General features: G+C 40.6%; 13 protein-coding genes. 3 read left to right on the forward strand and 10 right to left on the reverse strand.

The window, feature by feature from the left end; genetic code table 11:
- Positions 1-222: 222 nt before the first annotated feature.
- Positions 223-825, reverse strand: coding sequence for a hypothetical protein (locus GQ61_RS07315; protein WP_085784700.1), 603 nt, complete (start codon positions 823-825; stop codon positions 223-225).
- Between the two features lie 977 nt (positions 826-1,802).
- The gene (rpsU, locus tag GQ61_RS07325; RefSeq protein ID WP_085784702.1) at positions 1,803-2,006 is read right to left on the reverse strand and encodes a 30S ribosomal protein S21; all 204 of its coding nucleotides are present in this window, start codon (positions 2,004-2,006) and stop codon (positions 1,803-1,805) included.
- Positions 2,007-2,098: 92 nt separating this feature from the next.
- Between rpsU and GQ61_RS07330 the strand changes: the two genes are divergently transcribed.
- A complete protein-coding gene (locus GQ61_RS07330) occupies positions 2,099-2,722 on the forward strand; it encodes a COQ9 family protein (protein ID WP_085784703.1) in 624 nt (207 codons plus the stop codon).
- A 51-nt stretch (positions 2,723-2,773) separates the two neighbouring features.
- Here the strand turns inward: GQ61_RS07330 and GQ61_RS07335 are convergent, their stop codons facing one another.
- The 4 genes from GQ61_RS07335 to GQ61_RS07350 all read right to left on the reverse strand — a co-directional run bounded on the left by GQ61_RS07335 (position 2,774) and on the right by GQ61_RS07350 (position 7,244).
- Entirely contained in the window at positions 2,774-4,117 is a 1,344-nt protein-coding gene (locus GQ61_RS07335; RefSeq protein WP_408606997.1) for an NAD(P)(+) transhydrogenase (Re/Si-specific) subunit beta, read from the reverse strand.
- A gap of 66 nt (positions 4,118-4,183) precedes the next feature.
- Positions 4,184-4,606, reverse strand: a complete 423-nt coding sequence (locus GQ61_RS09455) for an NAD(P) transhydrogenase subunit alpha part 2 (protein ID WP_085784705.1) — start codon at positions 4,604-4,606, stop codon at positions 4,184-4,186.
- Positions 4,607-4,616: 10 nt separating this feature from the next.
- A complete protein-coding gene (locus GQ61_RS07345; protein ID WP_085784706.1) occupies positions 4,617-5,762 on the reverse strand; it encodes a Re/Si-specific NAD(P)(+) transhydrogenase subunit alpha in 1,146 nt (381 codons plus the stop codon).
- 144 nt (positions 5,763-5,906) lie between these two features.
- Positions 5,907-7,244, reverse strand: a complete 1,338-nt coding sequence (locus GQ61_RS07350) for a hypothetical protein (protein WP_085784707.1) — start codon at positions 7,242-7,244, stop codon at positions 5,907-5,909.
- A 417-nt stretch (positions 7,245-7,661) separates the two neighbouring features.
- Here GQ61_RS07350 and GQ61_RS07355 point away from each other — a divergent pair, with 417 nt between their 5' ends.
- The gene (locus GQ61_RS07355; protein WP_085784708.1) at positions 7,662-9,044 is read left to right on the forward strand and encodes a hypothetical protein; all 1,383 of its coding nucleotides are present in this window, start codon (positions 7,662-7,664) and stop codon (positions 9,042-9,044) included.
- 127 nt (positions 9,045-9,171) lie between these two features.
- On the forward strand, positions 9,172-10,596 hold the full coding sequence (gene amrB, locus GQ61_RS07360; protein WP_085784709.1) for an AmmeMemoRadiSam system protein B: 1,425 nt from the start codon (positions 9,172-9,174) through the stop codon (positions 10,594-10,596).
- Positions 10,597-10,627: 31 nt separating this feature from the next.
- Here amrB and GQ61_RS07365 read toward each other — a convergent pair whose 3' ends face one another.
- Genes GQ61_RS07365 through mfd form a run of 4 tightly spaced genes read right to left on the reverse strand, consistent with a single transcriptional unit; the run spans position 10,628 to position 16,258 of the window.
- Complete coding sequence (locus GQ61_RS07365; protein ID WP_085784710.1) at positions 10,628-11,485, reverse strand: DUF2608 domain-containing protein; 858 nt, start codon at positions 11,483-11,485, stop codon at positions 10,628-10,630.
- Between the two features lie 58 nt (positions 11,486-11,543).
- A complete protein-coding gene (locus GQ61_RS07370) occupies positions 11,544-12,131 on the reverse strand; it encodes a heme exporter protein CcmB (RefSeq protein WP_198157313.1) in 588 nt (195 codons plus the stop codon).
- A 31-nt stretch (positions 12,132-12,162) separates the two neighbouring features.
- Entirely contained in the window at positions 12,163-12,774 is a 612-nt protein-coding gene (gene ccmA / locus GQ61_RS07375) for a heme ABC exporter ATP-binding protein CcmA (RefSeq protein ID WP_085784712.1), read from the reverse strand.
- The gene (gene mfd / locus GQ61_RS07380; protein WP_085784713.1) at positions 12,752-16,258 is read right to left on the reverse strand and encodes a transcription-repair coupling factor; all 3,507 of its coding nucleotides are present in this window, start codon (positions 16,256-16,258) and stop codon (positions 12,752-12,754) included. The genes ccmA and mfd overlap by 23 nt, the downstream gene beginning before the upstream one ends.
- Positions 16,259-16,274 lie beyond the last annotated feature (16 nt).

Raw genomic sequence — 16,274 nt, forward strand, 5'->3', positions numbered from 1 at the left:
GATGATAGGACATTGTGTCAACAATCTTGTCAAAAAAACAGAAATGGAAGTTGGCTTAAAATAATAATGTCACGAATATTTTAATATAGAGGATATATAGTTCTAAAAATTATTTTAAAATACATTTTGACAAGTTAAGTATAAAAAACAATTCATGAAACAACTAAGTGATGCTATTAAGGCAAAAAATTATTGCTTATACCTGTAAAACAATACAGGGTTTCATTTTTGATTGGAGATTTCTACAAGACAAATATTCTCAAAAAATCTTACATCGGAGATATCGCTGTATAATAAGGCGAGGAATTGTCGATGATTTTTTGCTAGGTCTCGATGAAATGCTGGAGAGGCTTGAAAACCAGAAGTCTTTAAAAAAATCGAAGTTTTTGCGACTTCGGCGTCTGCGGCCAATAGATTAAAAATAGCGTGCATCATGTGCTTCGCAATATCATTGGATCCAAAAAGACTGACAAAAGTTTGCCCCAGATACAATGCAACGGACACGGAATTTTTCTCTTCTTGCGGAATGACATAACCACAGCCAAATGTAAGATGTTGGGTGCTGAGCGTAAAAAAGAGAGTTTTGCTCTTAAGACCTGAATCCTTGGGAAGCGCAAAATAGTATTCCCAATACTCTTCGAGATAGGACGCCGGCTGTCTTAGATTGCTGCTAGATACATACGGTGTATCAAAATTTAGTTCTTGAAGGCGGTGTTTAAGCGTAGATTGATCACTCTCTTCTTTAAAGTATTCTAGAATTACGTTCGAGGAATTCACGGATTCTGAGAAAAGTATGAGTAGAATACTTAGAATAAGACTCCGCATAAGCACCCCTTAATAGACTGTGATTTTTAATATTATGTCGTTGGAGTTATTACCAAAAGATGAATAATAGTTTGCACAGCTATGGACCACGCACTTCAGCACAATAAGCACGCTGAATTGCCGCAGTTCTGGAACCAGCGCGATGACGGCCTATAGAAGTGCGTCATCACGAGCGAAGCGACGTGATCCAGTTAAATAAGCAATATGGACTGCCGCGGCCAAGGGGCCTCGCAGGGACGTGGTCTAGTTACACATAAACACGCTGAACCGCCGCGGTTCTGAAAGAATCGGCGCGATGACGGCCTATAGAAGTGCGTCATCACGAGCGAAGCGACGTGATCCAGTTAAATAAGCAAGATGGACTGCCGCGGCCAAGGGGCCTCGCAGAGACGTGGTTTGGTTACCAATAAGCACGCTGAATCGCCCCGCGGTTCTGAAAGAATCGCGTGATGACATTTTCTGAGTATGTTTTTTTATTGTTCTTGGGTGATGACTCTTTCACTCCCCCATCGCCTGGGATGGCTCAGGACGGTGAGGGAGGAAAGAGCATGATACCGTTTTTCAAAGGGAGACTCTTCTCTCAAATCTTCTCTCTTCGAAGCTCTTTCCCCGGGGAAAAATTCTTTTAACACTCTAAAAATCTTCTTAAAAGGTCCTGGGCCGGCGGACAACTAACCCTCTTCCTTTTAAAAGATCGTTTACTGTGTGGTCTTAAGATCTTAATGACCTATTACTTCTTTAACGTATCTTACTCCAGTCTCTCTTGGGGAGAGACAAGGGTAAATGTTATTCTGCAGAACAAACATAGGGTTATTTATACACCTAAAGAGCAAAAAGGACCAAGAAAAAGATTGAAAAAAAATGCATAGAACCTCTGAAGAGTCTTATAAACAAAGGAGTTTACATAGGCAAAATCTTAGGCAAAAAAAAGCCCAAGTTTTGCCTTGGGCTTTTTTATCATTAACTTTTATTAAAGTCTAATAACCTTCGCGATCCATACGTTTACGAAGAACTTTACGGATTCGACGAATAGCTTCCGAACGTTGACGTTGTTTGCGTTCTGAGGGCTTCTCATAATGGCGTCGCAACTTCATTTCGCGGAAAATACCCTCACGTTGCATTTTTTTCTTTAATGTACGTAGGGCTTGGTCGACGTTATTATCTCGAACAAGAATTTGCACCGGCTTTCACTCTCCTTTCAGAGGCTTTATTTAATGCCATAGGGGAGGATATAATCTATAATGATTTAAATGTCAAACCCAGAGGTAATATTATGCACTCAATTCATTCTAATGCTGTAAAAGACGCGATTATTGAAAAAATGATGCTCCATGTTCCAACGCTTGGTTGGACGATGTCAGCGTTGAGTAAAGCTGTTGTGGAGGCTGGGTTTAATCAGGGGGATGAAAATCGTGCTTTTGAAGGCAATATGGAAAAAGTTGTTGAATATTATTTTCAATGGGTTGACCAACAAATGTTGAGAAAGATGGAGACCTTTGATCTTACGTCGATGCGTACCAGAGATAAAATAGCAACCATCATTATGGTGCGGTTAGCATTGATGGCGCCTTATAAGGCAGTTGTTGAGCGCACTTTCACGTTTTTGGCGAAGCCACCGCATATGCCGCTTGGTGCTAAATGTCTTTATAAGACTGTGAATCACATTTGGTATATAGCAGGAGATAAAGCCACTGATTTTAATTTTTACACAAAAAGAGCACTTCTAGCGGGGGTATATCTCTCTACTGTTAAGTTCTGGCTTAAGGACGTTTCTTCAGATGCTCTTCAAACCCGCGCTCACCTTGAAAATAGACTTTCAAAAGCTTTGAAGGTAGGCCAAATAAAATCTTTTGCGAAAGAATTATGCGAAAAGGGCCTCAGTTATTTAAAAAAGTAATATATTGGATCGTAACCTCCACAGTGCTTATCCCCGTGGAGGTTGTTTTTCTTAAGATTCCAAAGCTTTGATGACGTCTTCACAAACTTTTTTAGCGTCACCAAAGAGCATCATGGTGTTATCTCGATAGAAGAGCTCGTTATCTACGCCAGAGTATCCTGTGGACATAGAACGTTTTACGAATAAAATTGTTTTAGCTTTTTCAACATCTAAAATCGGCATGCCATAAATTGGACTCTTTGGATCTGTCTTTGCTAAAGGATTGGTAACATCGTTAGCTCCAATGACAAAAGCAACGTCAGTGGCTGTGAAATCGCGATTAATTTCATCTAATTCAAGCACGTCTTCGTAGGGAACATTCGCTTCGGCTAACAATACATTCATGTGACCTGGCATACGTCCTGCAACAGGATGGATGGCATAGCGTACTTGAGCTCCTTTTCTCTTGAGGAGATCACCCATCTCTCTCAACGCATGTTGAGCTTGGGCGACAGCCATTCCATAACCAGGAACGATAATTACTGACGCGCTGTTGCCAAGAATAAAGGCTGCATCTTCTGCGCTGCCGGATTTTACGGGACGTTGTTCAATTTTACCGTGCGTTGTAGCTGCTCCGGTGTCACTTCCAAAGCCACCCAAAATTACGTTAAAGATAGAACGATTCATCCCCTTACACATGATATAACTGAGGATGGCACCAGAGGAACCAACCAATGCGCCGGTGATAATCAGCAAATTGTTTTGTAAGGTAAAACCAATACCAGCAGCTGCCCATCCTGAATAAGAGTTCAACATTGAAACGACAACGGGCATATCTGCTCCACCGATGGGGAGTATGAGAAGAAACCCTAAAGCCAGCGAGAGCAGGGTTAGAATAATGAATGCGGTATAAGATTCACTCATCACAAAATAAGCGCCTATCCCAACGATGAGCAAAGCCAATAACGCATTAAAAGGATGTTGGAGGGGGAACACTAAAGGAGCACCACTCATGATTCCTTGCAATTTAGAAAAGGCGATAATGGATCCCGTAAAAGTAATAGCACCAATGGCAACGCCTAGAGACATTTCCACCAGGCTTCCAGCTTTGATATGTCCAACACTGCCGATTCCAAAAGCTTCTGGATGTAACAAAGCAGCGGCAGCAACAAATACAGCGGCCAATCCAACCAAGCTGTGGAACGCTGCCACGAGTTGAGGAAGGGCTGTCATTTGAATACGTAGGGCAATCACAGTACCAATGGCGCCACCGATTAAAATACCTGAGATAATCAGGCTATAACCAACAACAGTTGGCGCACCAACTGTTGCGACGATCGCTAATAACATTCCCACCACACCAAAGATATTGCCGCTTAACGCCGATTTAGGCGATGAGAGACCACGCAAGGCCATGATGAAACAAACGGAAGAAGCCAAATAAATGCTAGCGAGTAAATTCTGACTCAAGGTGGTCTCCCCTTATTTCTTTTTCATAAACATTTGCAGCATGCGCTGCGTTACAATAAAACCTCCAAAGATATTAACAGAGGCCAACATTACAGCTAAAAATCCAAGGATTTTAGCAAAACCAAAAGTTGATAATCCTGCGGCTAATAAGGCTCCAACGATAATAACGCTGGAAATCGCATTGGTTACTGCCATCAAAGGAGAGTGTAGCGCAGGTGTCACTTTCCATACCACGTAATACCCAACAAACACGGCAAGTACGAAAACCGTCAATCCAAAAACAAAGGGTGAAATGGTTTCGTGATTCGCATGTTGACTGTGTTGAACTAACTCTGCCGTCCGTTGTGCAACGATATCTAAATCTCCGACACTTTTTGAGAGATTGAGTGCTTGTTCATGCAACTCATTAATTCGTTCATAGAGTTTTTCAAACATTGGACCTCACCTATGCTTTAAAATTTGGATGCACAACTTCCCCACCATGGGTAAGCGTTGTTGCCGCAATGATTTCATCTTCAAAATTCAAATTGATTTTCTTAGAATCTTTATCGATAAGCAGTGTTAGATAATTGAGAACGTTACGCGCATAAAGGGCACTGGCGTCGCGAGCAATGCGACTTGGAAGATTGATGTACCCAATAATCTGTACGCCGTTTTTCTCAACAATTTTCCCAGGCTCACTCAAAGCACAGTTGCCACCACTTTCAACGGCCATATCCAGGATCACCGATCCTGGCTTCATGACGGCGATCATGTCTTCCGTGATTAAGCGTGGTGCAGTCTTCCCTGGGATCAGCGCTGTCGTGATTGCAATATCACTTTTTTCAAGCGTTGCTTTAATTTTATCGGCTTGACGCTTTTGATAATCAGCGCTCATCTCTTTTGCGTAGCCTCCAGTGCCTTCACCTTTTTCATCGCTTTCTACAGAAATAAAAGTACCACCAAGGCTTTCAACTTGTTCACGGGCTGCAGCGCGCACATCAAATGCAGAGACAACCGCACCCATTCTTTTAGCAGTTGCGACGGCTTGAAGACCTGCAACACCTGCGCCTAAAATTAGGATTTTTGCTGGGGGGATAGTCCCTGCCGCTGTCATCATCATGGGAAAAGCACGATCGTAGACATATGCGGCTTCAATCACAGCGCGGTATCCAGCCAGGTTTGTCTGAGAAGATAAAACATCCATGGTTTGTGCACGCGTAATGCGGGGAACTAACTCAAGAGCCAAGGTCGTGAGTCCTTGTTTTGCATAAACCTTTAAATCTTTAGTGTTATTGTAAGGAGAAAATAGGGCAAGGATAAAGGCCCCCTTTTTGGCTTTTTCCAGTTGGTCGGTACCTGTTTGCTCGCCTTTAAGAACGGGGCGTTGCACTTTTAAAATGATGTCAGCCCCATCCAAAGCACTAGCGGCATCGGCAGCAATCTTAGCTCCAGAATCTTTATACGCCTCATCAAGATAACTTGAGGCAAGACCGGCACCTTTTTCTATAACAACCGAAGCGCCAAGGCCGATCATTTTTTTGACGGTTTCTGGTGTTGCCGCCACACGCTTTTCACCTGGACGACGTTCACGAAGTACTGCTATTTTCATTAATTACACCACTCTTCATTGATCCAATAGATTCTTCATACCATATGGAGGAGGCGCCGTTAAGGGCTCTTCTTAATATCCTGTAAAGATTCATTAATTTTTTAATAGATCCCCCATAAATACGCGCCAGAAGTTATTTTTTTATTACTCTTGTATCACGGAAAATAAATTTTCCTCATTTTGGAGTTGAGGGATATTTGTATGCCTTGGAGGCGATACTTCTATAAGCTCTTCTGGCGTAGAAATATCAAGTCTTAACTGATTGGTTTTTGTCACAAGATCAGTGATCTCTTTATGGAGCTCACGTTGTATAGAGCGCGCATCTTCGATAGAGTGTGGGATACTTGTGGTTGCAATTTTTGGAGGAGAACTTTGCTTTCTTTTTGCTTTGCGTTTCGGCAGCTCTCGCGGACTTAAATCTCCTCTTTTGGAGGTGCTTGGCGTCGCATGACTTCTTGGAATCGTATCTTTCTTTTGATTCATTCGCAGAGCTTTCACAGAGAAAGTTCGTTTTAACCTCATGCGTGGACTTAATTCTTTTTCTTCTTCTGAATCGTCTTCAATTTGTTCACTGCTTGTGGACGTTAAATCATTTGCTTCTTCCAAAGGCTCCCCCTCATAATGGGTTCTCAATTCCTTAAATTCTTTCATTTTACAAGGGAGAGATTTTAGATTTGCGCTAATCTCTTGTAAACTGGTGAGAGCGTCTACGAGAGGTTGTGATACTGCCGGATGCGCTTTTTCTTTCAATGATTGCCACTCTATAGATTCTGGAATCTGCATGTCATGCGCTATTACAAGATTGTGTAAATTGTTGAGGTTTTCCCATCTTTCTTCATAAATACTGACAATCAAACTAATATTTTTACGCAGAAAAGCGCTCAGAGAGTTTAAGGTTTTTCGGGTAAATTTTATAGCCAGGGGATTGCGTTGTTCAGGGGAAAGGCCTTCATATCGTAAATAACTTTTATGATAAGGAGTAGGACTGTCTAGAATATCTTTAATGAGGACGTGCAATGCTTCGACCTGTAAAGCGTTTCTTTGAAAATAGTGTAAAAAGGAAAATTGAGGAAGATCACCAGATTTTTGTCGTAGTCTCTTGCTACGTTCAGACCATAAAGTGATCATAAAATTATAATCATCAACAAGGCCTTGTAAGTTTGAAAGATGTGAGGATCCACGCAGTAATAAGCCATTAGCCACATGATAGGGGAGTTGTTTTTTATGAGATAGAAAATGTTTTAAGTGTTTTGTATTGAGTTTTTTATAAATTTTTTTTTTGCTTTTACTGTATTGAATTAAGGGGTGTAGATTTTCTTCTGGTAACGCGAACACATTACCTTCAGAAAGAACTGCGCGTTCGAAAGGATCTCTCAATTCTCTAACATTTATTTCCTCTGACGATGAGGAACCATAAATTTTTGTGCTCAACAGAACTAAGAATAATACAATAATAGGTCGTGACCACTGTATCGTCTTCATTGATCATCTCCTTTGAGAGATTAAAGAAACAGCCTAGTCTTAAAAGCATAAATGTTATTCTCTTGAAATAGCAAAACCTTAAAAGGTTAAAGGACTGTTAATGATAATGAGAGTGATAGGGTTAAGAAGAGTTTATGTTTGTTATTAAAAATAAAATTTAAATTCTTAAAGTTGATTAACTTAAAAATGACGAACTATCAAAAATAATTGTTAGGTTAAAATAAATATTTTCCTGTTGTCAATTATTACTTAAATTCTGTGTTTAAGCTTGTCAAAAAAATATAATTTTTAAGGAGTTAAGTATAAGGGTTCTCCCCTTTTGTTTTTCTGACGATCTGACGAAAATACTTGACTAGAAGACGAGGGGATTTTATAGCTTAGATCCGTTGTGTTTAACAAGGATTATTGGAAAAAATCATGAAAAAATTAAGAGCAATTTTGTTATCGACGTCCCTGGCCACATCATTCTTAGCCACCGCCAGTTTGGATGTTTATGCTTCTCACCTGTCGGATGAGGGCGATTCTAAAGCAACTCCAAAAAAAGCAACTCTACGTCGAAGCACTCTCGATTTTACGCAAGTTGGATCTCCAAGAAAAGTTCAAGCTGGTAATCAAAAGCTTTTCCCAAACGGATTTACTTATCCTGCTAGAGGAGGGAATCCCAAAGCTGTAAAAGATCTTGAAACTGCTCAAACTGAAGTTGTTGACTATGCGAAGAATATGGCATTGAAGGCGATTGAACGTCTTCAAGATGAGTTGGATGAAACTGAAGCTTTTGAAAAAGGACAAGAGTTTTTTGACGAAGAACTTGAATTTGATGCACAGAATCCAGGTCAATCTTACATTGCGGCACTTTCTTATTCACTCGACAAAAAAATTCTAGTTGCACAAGATTCAGCATTGATTGATGCCCTTGTTTTGGCCCTTACATACAGTGAATATACATCTACTGTTGCAGGAAAATTAGGTATTACAAAAAAAACCGTGAAAGATTTTTATGATCTTATCGTAGAAGCGCGTAGCAATACGTTCGGTGAATGGCTTCCGGAGGATGAGGATGACAGTAGTGGTGATAGTGGATCTTCAAGTGACGAGGGCGATTTGTCTGGAGATAAAGACAAAAAGCATGAGAGTAGTTCAGAAAGTTCTCCTGTAAAAAAAACAAGTAAAAAGGCGACTCAGAAAGCTCCTAAAAAACCAAGCAGCAGCGAAGAAAGCTCAAGCGAATCTTCAGAGTCAGATAAGGAAGCTTCGACAAGTAAGGTAAGAAGAAATCTTGCTAAGGGGTTAGACGCTATAGCAAAGGATCATGAAAAATCTGCTCAGTCAAAAGGTTCATCAGGTGAAGATGAGGAAGACGATGATCAGTTTTTAAATACATCCGGAGCTCCTCTTGATTTTGGTGATAGTGAAGGTGAAGATCTACCCGGAAAAATTGAAGAATTAGAAGAAAAAATTGAATCACTCGAAGGCGAAGTAGAAGAAAAGAGTAAAGCATTAGAGCGTTTTAAAAAATCCATGGTAAGCAAAGAAGAAGGGTTACATAAGGAAATTGAGGAACGAGAAAAGCGTCTCAAAGAATCTGAACCTGCAAATAAGTTTTTGCAAGTTTTGTTACATGTTCATGGCATTTCATTAGAAAATCTTTGGCAGTTTATTGATTTAAGTGCGACAGCATTGGATCAGTCTACTGACCTTCCATGGCCAGCGTTAGGAATTAGCGATATGCAAAAGTTAGATATGCTTAAGGCAATGTTTACACCTGAAGTTTTGCACTTGTATATCGAAGGTAAAAAATAAGATTTAAACGCGATCTGATTTAAGCCAAAAGCGAGCGTGCACTGCATGCTCGCTTTTTTTATGATAAAATATTCATTTCAAAGATGTGATTAACGTTTCGTTAAATGATGCTTAGCATATTAGAGAGATGAGGATAGTCATAAGAATTTTTTCTATTTTTCTTCTTTTTCAAATTTCTGCAACCTTTGCTTCCGTGCGCCCAGAAATTGCAGCAGGTTCTTTTTATCCTAAAAACTCTGAGGATCTAAAAAGTTACATCGTTAAGGTTTTGCATCATAGCCCCGTGGAGTACCATGATGCTTATGTGAGAGCTATTATTGTTCCCCATGCGGGTTATGCCTATTCAGGAAAATTAGCGGCGCAAGCTTTTAAGCAACTGCAAGGCTTAAATCCAAAACGCATTATTATTATTGGTCCAGCTCATTTTGTTGATGTCGGAGAGAATGTGGTTCTACCCAATGCAAATTATTGGAGGACGCCTCTTGGTGAAGTAGCTATTGATCAACAGCTTCGAGATGACCTTTTGCAAGAAGGAAACTATATTATTTCTGACGATCAGCCCCATGTTCCAGAACATGCAGTCGAAGTTGAACTTCCCTTTCTGCAAGTTTTGTTTCCAGAAGTACCTATTCTTCCTATAGCAATTAATAGTATTGATCGCGCACAAGAGTTTGGAGCCCTTCTATCAAAGTATGTGGACCGACAGACCCTTTTGATTATCTCAACAGATATGAGTCATTATTATCCGGCGTTAACTGCTGATGCTATGGATGGAAGAGCAATCAAAGATATTGTTCATCAAGATATCGAAAAGATGGTTTTTGATCTTAAAGAGCATACCATTGAAATGTGTGGGGCTGCTGCAGTGACAACACTTCTGGCTCTTGTAAAGCAGCAGGGAGGAATGGAAGTTGAAAATTTTGGGCACAACCATAGTGGACAAATGACAGGTGATCCGTCGCGTGTGGTTGGATATTTTTCAGGAGGTGTTTATCGACCAAAATCCTATCAAGCATTGTTAGACTATGGATATGAAGTGCTGAAATACTATTTAGAAACAGGTAGAAGAGATGCCGCTCAGTTAAAAGAACGCAATCAATTATTTGACTCTGTTCGAGGTCTTTTTGTCACTTTACGTTTGAAACCTACCTTTGGTCAGAAAGAAGGAGCGTTAAGGGGTTGCTTGGGACATGTTTCAACGTCAGACCCTTTAAAGGAAAGTGTGCGATTATTAACGATAGCGAGTGCAAGTGAGGATAGTCGGTTTAATCCTGTAACCATCGATGAACTGCCGAATATAGAAATAGGCCTTTCAATTCTCACACATCCAAAAATCATTGATTCTTATCAAGATATCCAGTTGGGTCGCCAAGGAGTAATCGTTTCTCAAGGCCAAAAATCCGGCATTTTCTTACCCGAAGTTGCAGAATTGTTTAAGTCGAAAGACGACTTTTTAGCAGAACTTTGTACTGAAAAAGCTCACTTAAACAGTGATTGCTATAAGGATCCCGCCACAAAAATAAAAGTCTTTGAAACGATTACTTTCCGCTAAGTCCTGACAACAAGCTGGATCAAATAAATTTTTAAGAAGCCTTTTTTAAACCACTATCGTTTTCAAGTGTAATATTCTGCAAAGCGTTGTTTAAATCATCCATTGCTTTTTCGAATTCTTCAGCAGTGAGCAATTTTGTCGAGACCAATTTTGAACCTTCATACTCATATCCCGTAAACGTAATATCAGGATCATAGACTTGAAGAGCCTTTTCAACATCTTCCACATGTTTCTTTTTATCATCAATAAAGACAATGTGACTGAAAGTGTTGTTTGCATATTTCAAAAATTCTACCAGGATGGCGCCTTTGTTGACGTTTATACCTATAGGGTCGCTGGCATGAATAACGCCCTCTTTAAATTCTGGATAACGGCCAAAGGTAGGTTCAAAATTATCAAAAATCTTAGGCGATAGATCAGGGAAGGAACCGCTGAAATCGAGACCCAAATTTTTGTAGGTCATGAGGCGATTGTCGAGGAGGTTATTTATTTTTCCAAAGGAGCCAGCGAGTGCATTTGAAAGGACTAAAGTCTTAATGCCTTGATTCTGCAATGTTTTAATAATGTCAGGTGTATGACGTTCCACGAGAATTGAAGGATACTGTGTAATGGTTCCATTGGCCAAAATTTGAAAACGCTCTGGGCTTAAGGATTCTTTTACTTTCTTATAAATGTTTCGGTGTTTGATGAGATTAGGATATTGAAAAGCCGGAAAATCAGCGTGTACGAGCACCATATCGCTATCAAATACGATGAGCGTTTCGGGACCAGCATTCTTAAATTTTTCAGTAAGAAGTTCAAGGCTATTCATTTTTTCTATGGACCATAAGGGATGTGAAAGAAAAACAAAGATGAGCGTAATAAACAGGAGAGTGTATCGAGAGCGCATGGCATTTCTCCATAACTATGATGTTTTTCCTAACGTATTTTGAGAGTTTTGTCGAGACTTAAGTATCTATATTTTTAAGGATCCACGCTGTTCCCCAGCAAGAAAGCGGCAGTTGAATAAGCAGAAGGGCTATCAGATAAAGAGGAGCTGACCCCAGAGTAAAAAATAATGTGGGAATTTGTAAGGGGAGAAGTAGAAGTGGCAGCAACAAAGCTCCTTTGTTGTTTCTTATCAATAAAGCGCCGCATAATCCTGAAGAATAAACTAACAATGGAATACATAATGCTGCTAAGAGCAGAGATTGAAACACTATTGATTGATCAAGGTTAAGAAAAAGTATGGCACACAAAAGGATGCCTCCAAAAAAAATCCAAAGAGCAACGCTTTCAAGTAAAAGTCTTAAAAAGATGCGCCATTCGAGAGCAAGGGGAGAAAGAATATAATCATTTAAAGTGCCATCTTTTGCGTCTTCTTGAAAAAAATAGGGGATTCGTTGATAAATGCCAAATATCAATAAAAGCCATAAAATTTTCAATGTGAAGTTTGAGGGGAGCGTAGTAAAGTGCAGAGTCATAGAGAGGAGACTCATAGCCAAAATAAGAAAAAATCCCAAAAGAATAAAACTCTGCTTTTGACGTTTCAGCATAAGGTACTCATAAAAAAAGGCGATTTTTAACTCATGCACCATGGCCTTGCTTTCCTAAATCCAATGTTTCTCCTTTGATCCAAGACGTATCTGGTGCGGCAATAATTACTTTTCCCTCTGCAGCGGTGTGTTTGACAATTAAGTTTTGAAGAATTTTAAGGCCATCTTTGTCGAGATTAACGGCGGGTTCATCTAAAATCCATAGAGGCGCTTTGGTAAGATAGAGCTTCGCTATGTGCAAGCGCTGACGCTGACCTGTAGAAAGATGGTGACATGGGCTTAACATTAAGTGATGAAGATCAAAAATTTTGAGAACTTGTAGATTCTGAGAATTATCGTCTTTTCCATAGAGCCATTGCCAGGCCTTTAAATTTTCGAGGGGCGTCATATTTAGTTTAAGTCCTTGCTCAACTCCTAAATAGGTCAAATGATCATTTCCTTTTATCGACCCATGAAGAGGAGTTTGAAGCTTGGCTAAAATTTTCAAAAGAGTTGTTTTGCCAATGCCATTAGGGCCTTTGACAAGCAATATTTCGCCTTTTTTGAGATTAAAAGAAAGCTTTTCAAAAAGTATTACTTCTCCATGGGCAGCCGATAAATTTTGTGCAGTCAAGGTATGACTAGAAGGATTTTTTTTCAGCAAGGCTCTTTAACTCCTCTAGGATAGTTTTAATGCCTTTTAGCCTTTGGTCGATATCGCTCCACGTGTGGATGTAAACAAGCTTTTGATCTGGTCTGAGACGAATTGTTCCTTGGCTATTTTGGATCATGGTAATCAGACCTTCAGGATTGGGGAAGCTGTTTTTGTAAAATCCAAGGACAATACCCTTATCCCCAATGTCTACCTTATCTATATTGGCTGCTCTACAGAGTGTTTTGAGGTAAATGATTTCTAAAAGGTAAGTGACTTCCAGAGGCAGCGGGCCAAAACGATCAATGAGTTCAATTGCAAAATCTTCAATTTCTGCAGGAGCATTAAGGTGCACAAGGCGCTGGTAGAGATGGAGCCGGACTGTGAGATCATGGACGTAATGTTCAGGAATAAGGACAGGGAGCCCTAGATTCAGTTGAGGCGTCCAATGGTCAACAGCAGGTTCAGCAGCTTTATTGCCTTGGCGATTACGCGCTTCTTCGACGGCTTCTTCTAGCATTTGTTGGTAGAGTTCAATACCAACTTCACGAATATGCCCTGATTGTTGGTCTCCCAAGAGATTGCCAGCCCCCCGAATATCCATATCGTGGCTAGCGAGTTGAAATCCAGCTCCCAAATTATCTAAGGTTTGCATAATTTCTAAACGCTTTTGTGAGGTAGTGCTCAACGCTGTTGGTGGAAGCAAGAGGTAAGCATAGGCACGAATTTTTGTGCGTCCTACACGTCCACGAATTTGATAAAGTTGCGCTAAACCAAAAAGGTCAGCCCGATCGACAATAATGGTATTAACTGTTGGAATATCGAGTCCTGATTCAATAATGTTCGTGGCTAGGAGAAGATCATAGCGACCATCACAGAAATCTAACATTGTTTTTTCTAAAGCCCTGGGGGGGAGTTGACCATGAGCCATCGCCACTTTTATTTCAGGAACAAGTTCTTGAAGTTGTAGTTGTATTTTTTCGAGAAACTCTATGCGAGGCGTGACATAAAATATCTGACCTCCACGGTATTTTTCTCTTAGGATCGCTTCTCGAATCATCACGCCATCGAAGGGCATGACAAATGTGCGCACGGCCAAGCGATCAACGGGAGGAGTCGCTATAATACTCATGTCTCTGACGCCTGTGAGAGCCATTTGAAGCGTACGGGGAATGGGGGTGGCGGTAAGCGTTAAAACATGAACGTTGGCTTGGAGTGATTTGAGATGTTCTTTTTGTTTAACGCCAAAGTGCTGTTCTTCATCGACAATCATCAAGCCTAAATTTAGAAAATGGATGCCTTTTCCTAAGAGACTGTGAGTGCCAATCACTACTTGAATGGTGCCGTCTTTGATACCTTCTTTAATTAAGCTTGCATCCTTAGGAGTTGTAAAGCGTGATAATTGAGCGACCTTGAGTCCAAATCCTTGAAAACGACGCTGGAAATTCTGATAATGTTGTCGCGCAAGAAGCGTAGTTGGGGCGATAATAGCCACTTGCTTTCCCTGACTTGCGACAACGAAAGCTGCACGAATTGCAATTTCAGTTTTGCCAAATCCTACATCCCCACAAATCAAGCGATCCATGGGTTTTCCTGCACTTAAATCTTCTAAGGTTTCATCAAGAGCGATGAGTTGATCTTCAGTTTCCGTATAGGGAAAGCGGGCGCAAAATTCATTAAATTGTCCTGGTTCAATCTTATAACTCTCAGCATTTTCCAGCTGTCGTTCGGCTGCAATTTTAATGAGACCGCTTGCCATCTCTAAAAGATTCTTTTTAACACGCGCTTTGCGCGCTTGCCAGGAAGCGCTTCCCAAACGATCTAGAACGACAAAACTGTCTTCTCCTCCGTAACGTGACAGTACTTCAATGTTTTCAACGGGAACAAATAGCTTGTCACCTCCCTCATATATAAGAGCCAAGCAATCGTGCGGTAAATCATTAATGGTTAAAGTCATGAGTCCTGTATATTGCCCAATGCCATGGTCCATATGAACAACGTAATCGCCCGTCGTCAAGTTTGAGGCTTCGCCAAGGAATAAGTCTGAACGTCTGCGTCTTTTAGTTGTTTTTGTTTGTTTATCCCCAAGAATGTCTTGTTCCGTGAGAACACTAAAACCACCTAAAGAAAACCCATGGTCAAGGGGAAGCACACAGAGTCCTAAAATTGTGTGGGGGACATCCTCTAAAGATTTTAAATCGTTGATTTGACGCGTTGATATAAAGCCATGATCCTTGAGAGCTGTTTCAAGACGACTGATGGCCCCAAAACTTGGCGCTGTAATGAGAACTTTATCTCCAAGATTCTGTAAGGATTGAATGTGTTCTTTTAAAGCCTCAAATACGTTAATGTCGGGTGAGTTACGCTCTAAGTGAAAATCTTTTGCACGGCGTGCCTGACAATCCAATATATTTTCTTCGGAAGAAGCTTGCGTTTGAAAAGAATGAAACTCTATTGTTGAATTTTTTTTGGTGAGATCTTCAAACTCTTTTGCACTTAAGTACAGCTGTTCGGGGGGGAGAGGGTGGTAGATAAACCCATCTCCAAGCTTTTTAGATTCTTTAAGATAAGCTTTACGTGCTTGATAATGTTCTTGAATTTGTTCAAAACGCGCCAAAGCCGCTTCATTAAAGTGAGCATCAAAACACCAAAGTGCATCTGCTGGAAGGTAATCTTGAAGTGTCGAAAGCTTAGAATAAAAAAGCGGTAACCATTGTTCCATGCCGGGGTAGGGTCTTCCTGCGCTTACACTTTCATAAAGAGGATCTTGGTCAGTCGTGTCGAGAAAAGTTGCGCGATAACCTTGACGAAAACGCGCTATTGTCTGGGGAGTAAGACTTAATTCTTTTGACGGTAACAATTTTAATTCAGCTTCTTCGCCAGCGCTTCGTTGGCTTAAGGGATCAAAAGCTTTTAAAGTTTCTAGCTCATCTCCAAAAAAATCCAGTCGATAGGGGTGAAGACTGTGCGCAGGAAAAACATCTACGAGATTTCCTCGTAAAGCATATTCGCTAGGTTCACGCACAATTTCTACGCGATGGTAGCCTTGAGCTTCAAGGCGCATTGTCAGCTCTTGGCGACTAATGTTCTTTCCCTTATGAAGCGTTAATCCAAATCCTTGGAAGTTTTCTTGGGGAGGGATGCGCTGTAGAATTGCCGCTAAGCTCGTCATAATAATTGTATTAGGGGCCACCCCCTGTTCAAGAAGGCTTAAGGTTGCAGATCGTTCTCCTATAATATCTTGACGAGGTGAAATACGATCATAGGGCAAAGTATCCCAGGTTGGAAAAAGCAGGACCGGACGTTGAGGGTCTATAAAACGGAATAACTGCGCTCTATCAAATAGATCGGAGTCGTCCAAAGATACATAAACCAAAAAACGCTCTTTAAAGGGAGAATATCCCAATAAAAAGGGTTCAAGGTCACTGGGACAATTAATTACTGTAATCGGTTCAGATTTACTCTGAACAGGCAAATCAAAGTGGAATAGGTCCATAACTCTTTAACTATAT

The sequence above is a fragment of the Candidatus Nucleicultrix amoebiphila FS5 genome (assembly GCF_002117145.1).
Lineage (GTDB): Bacteria > Pseudomonadota > Alphaproteobacteria > Caedimonadales > Nucleicultricaceae > Nucleicultrix > Nucleicultrix amoebiphila.

Excerpts from the sequence above, each read along its gene's own strand:
- GQ61_RS07315 (WP_085784700.1), bottom strand. The coding sequence starts at position 825 with ATGCGGAGTCTTATTCTAAGTATTCTACTCATACTTTTCTCAGAATCC.
- GQ61_RS07330 (WP_085784703.1), top strand. The coding sequence starts at position 2,099 with ATGCACTCAATTCATTCTAATGCTGTAAAAGACGCGATTATTGAAAAA.
- GQ61_RS07335 (WP_408606997.1), bottom strand. The coding sequence starts at position 4,117 with ATGGCCTTGCGTGGTCTCTCATCGCCTAAATCGGCGTTAAGCGGCAAT.
- GQ61_RS09455 (WP_085784705.1), bottom strand. The coding sequence starts at position 4,606 with ATGTTTGAAAAACTCTATGAACGAATTAATGAGTTGCATGAACAAGCA.
- GQ61_RS07345 (WP_085784706.1), bottom strand. The coding sequence starts at position 5,762 with ATGAAAATAGCAGTACTTCGTGAACGTCGTCCAGGTGAAAAGCGTGTG.
- GQ61_RS07350 (WP_085784707.1), bottom strand. The coding sequence starts at position 7,244 with ATGAAGACGATACAGTGGTCACGACCTATTATTGTATTATTCTTAGTT.
- GQ61_RS07355 (WP_085784708.1), top strand. The coding sequence starts at position 7,662 with ATGAAAAAATTAAGAGCAATTTTGTTATCGACGTCCCTGGCCACATCA.
- amrB (WP_085784709.1), top strand. The coding sequence starts at position 9,172 with ATGAGGATAGTCATAAGAATTTTTTCTATTTTTCTTCTTTTTCAAATT.
- GQ61_RS07365 (WP_085784710.1), bottom strand. The coding sequence starts at position 11,485 with ATGCGCTCTCGATACACTCTCCTGTTTATTACGCTCATCTTTGTTTTT.
- GQ61_RS07370 (WP_198157313.1), bottom strand. The coding sequence starts at position 12,131 with ATGCTGAAACGTCAAAAGCAGAGTTTTATTCTTTTGGGATTTTTTCTT.
- mfd (WP_085784713.1), bottom strand. The coding sequence starts at position 16,258 with ATGGACCTATTCCACTTTGATTTGCCTGTTCAGAGTAAATCTGAACCG.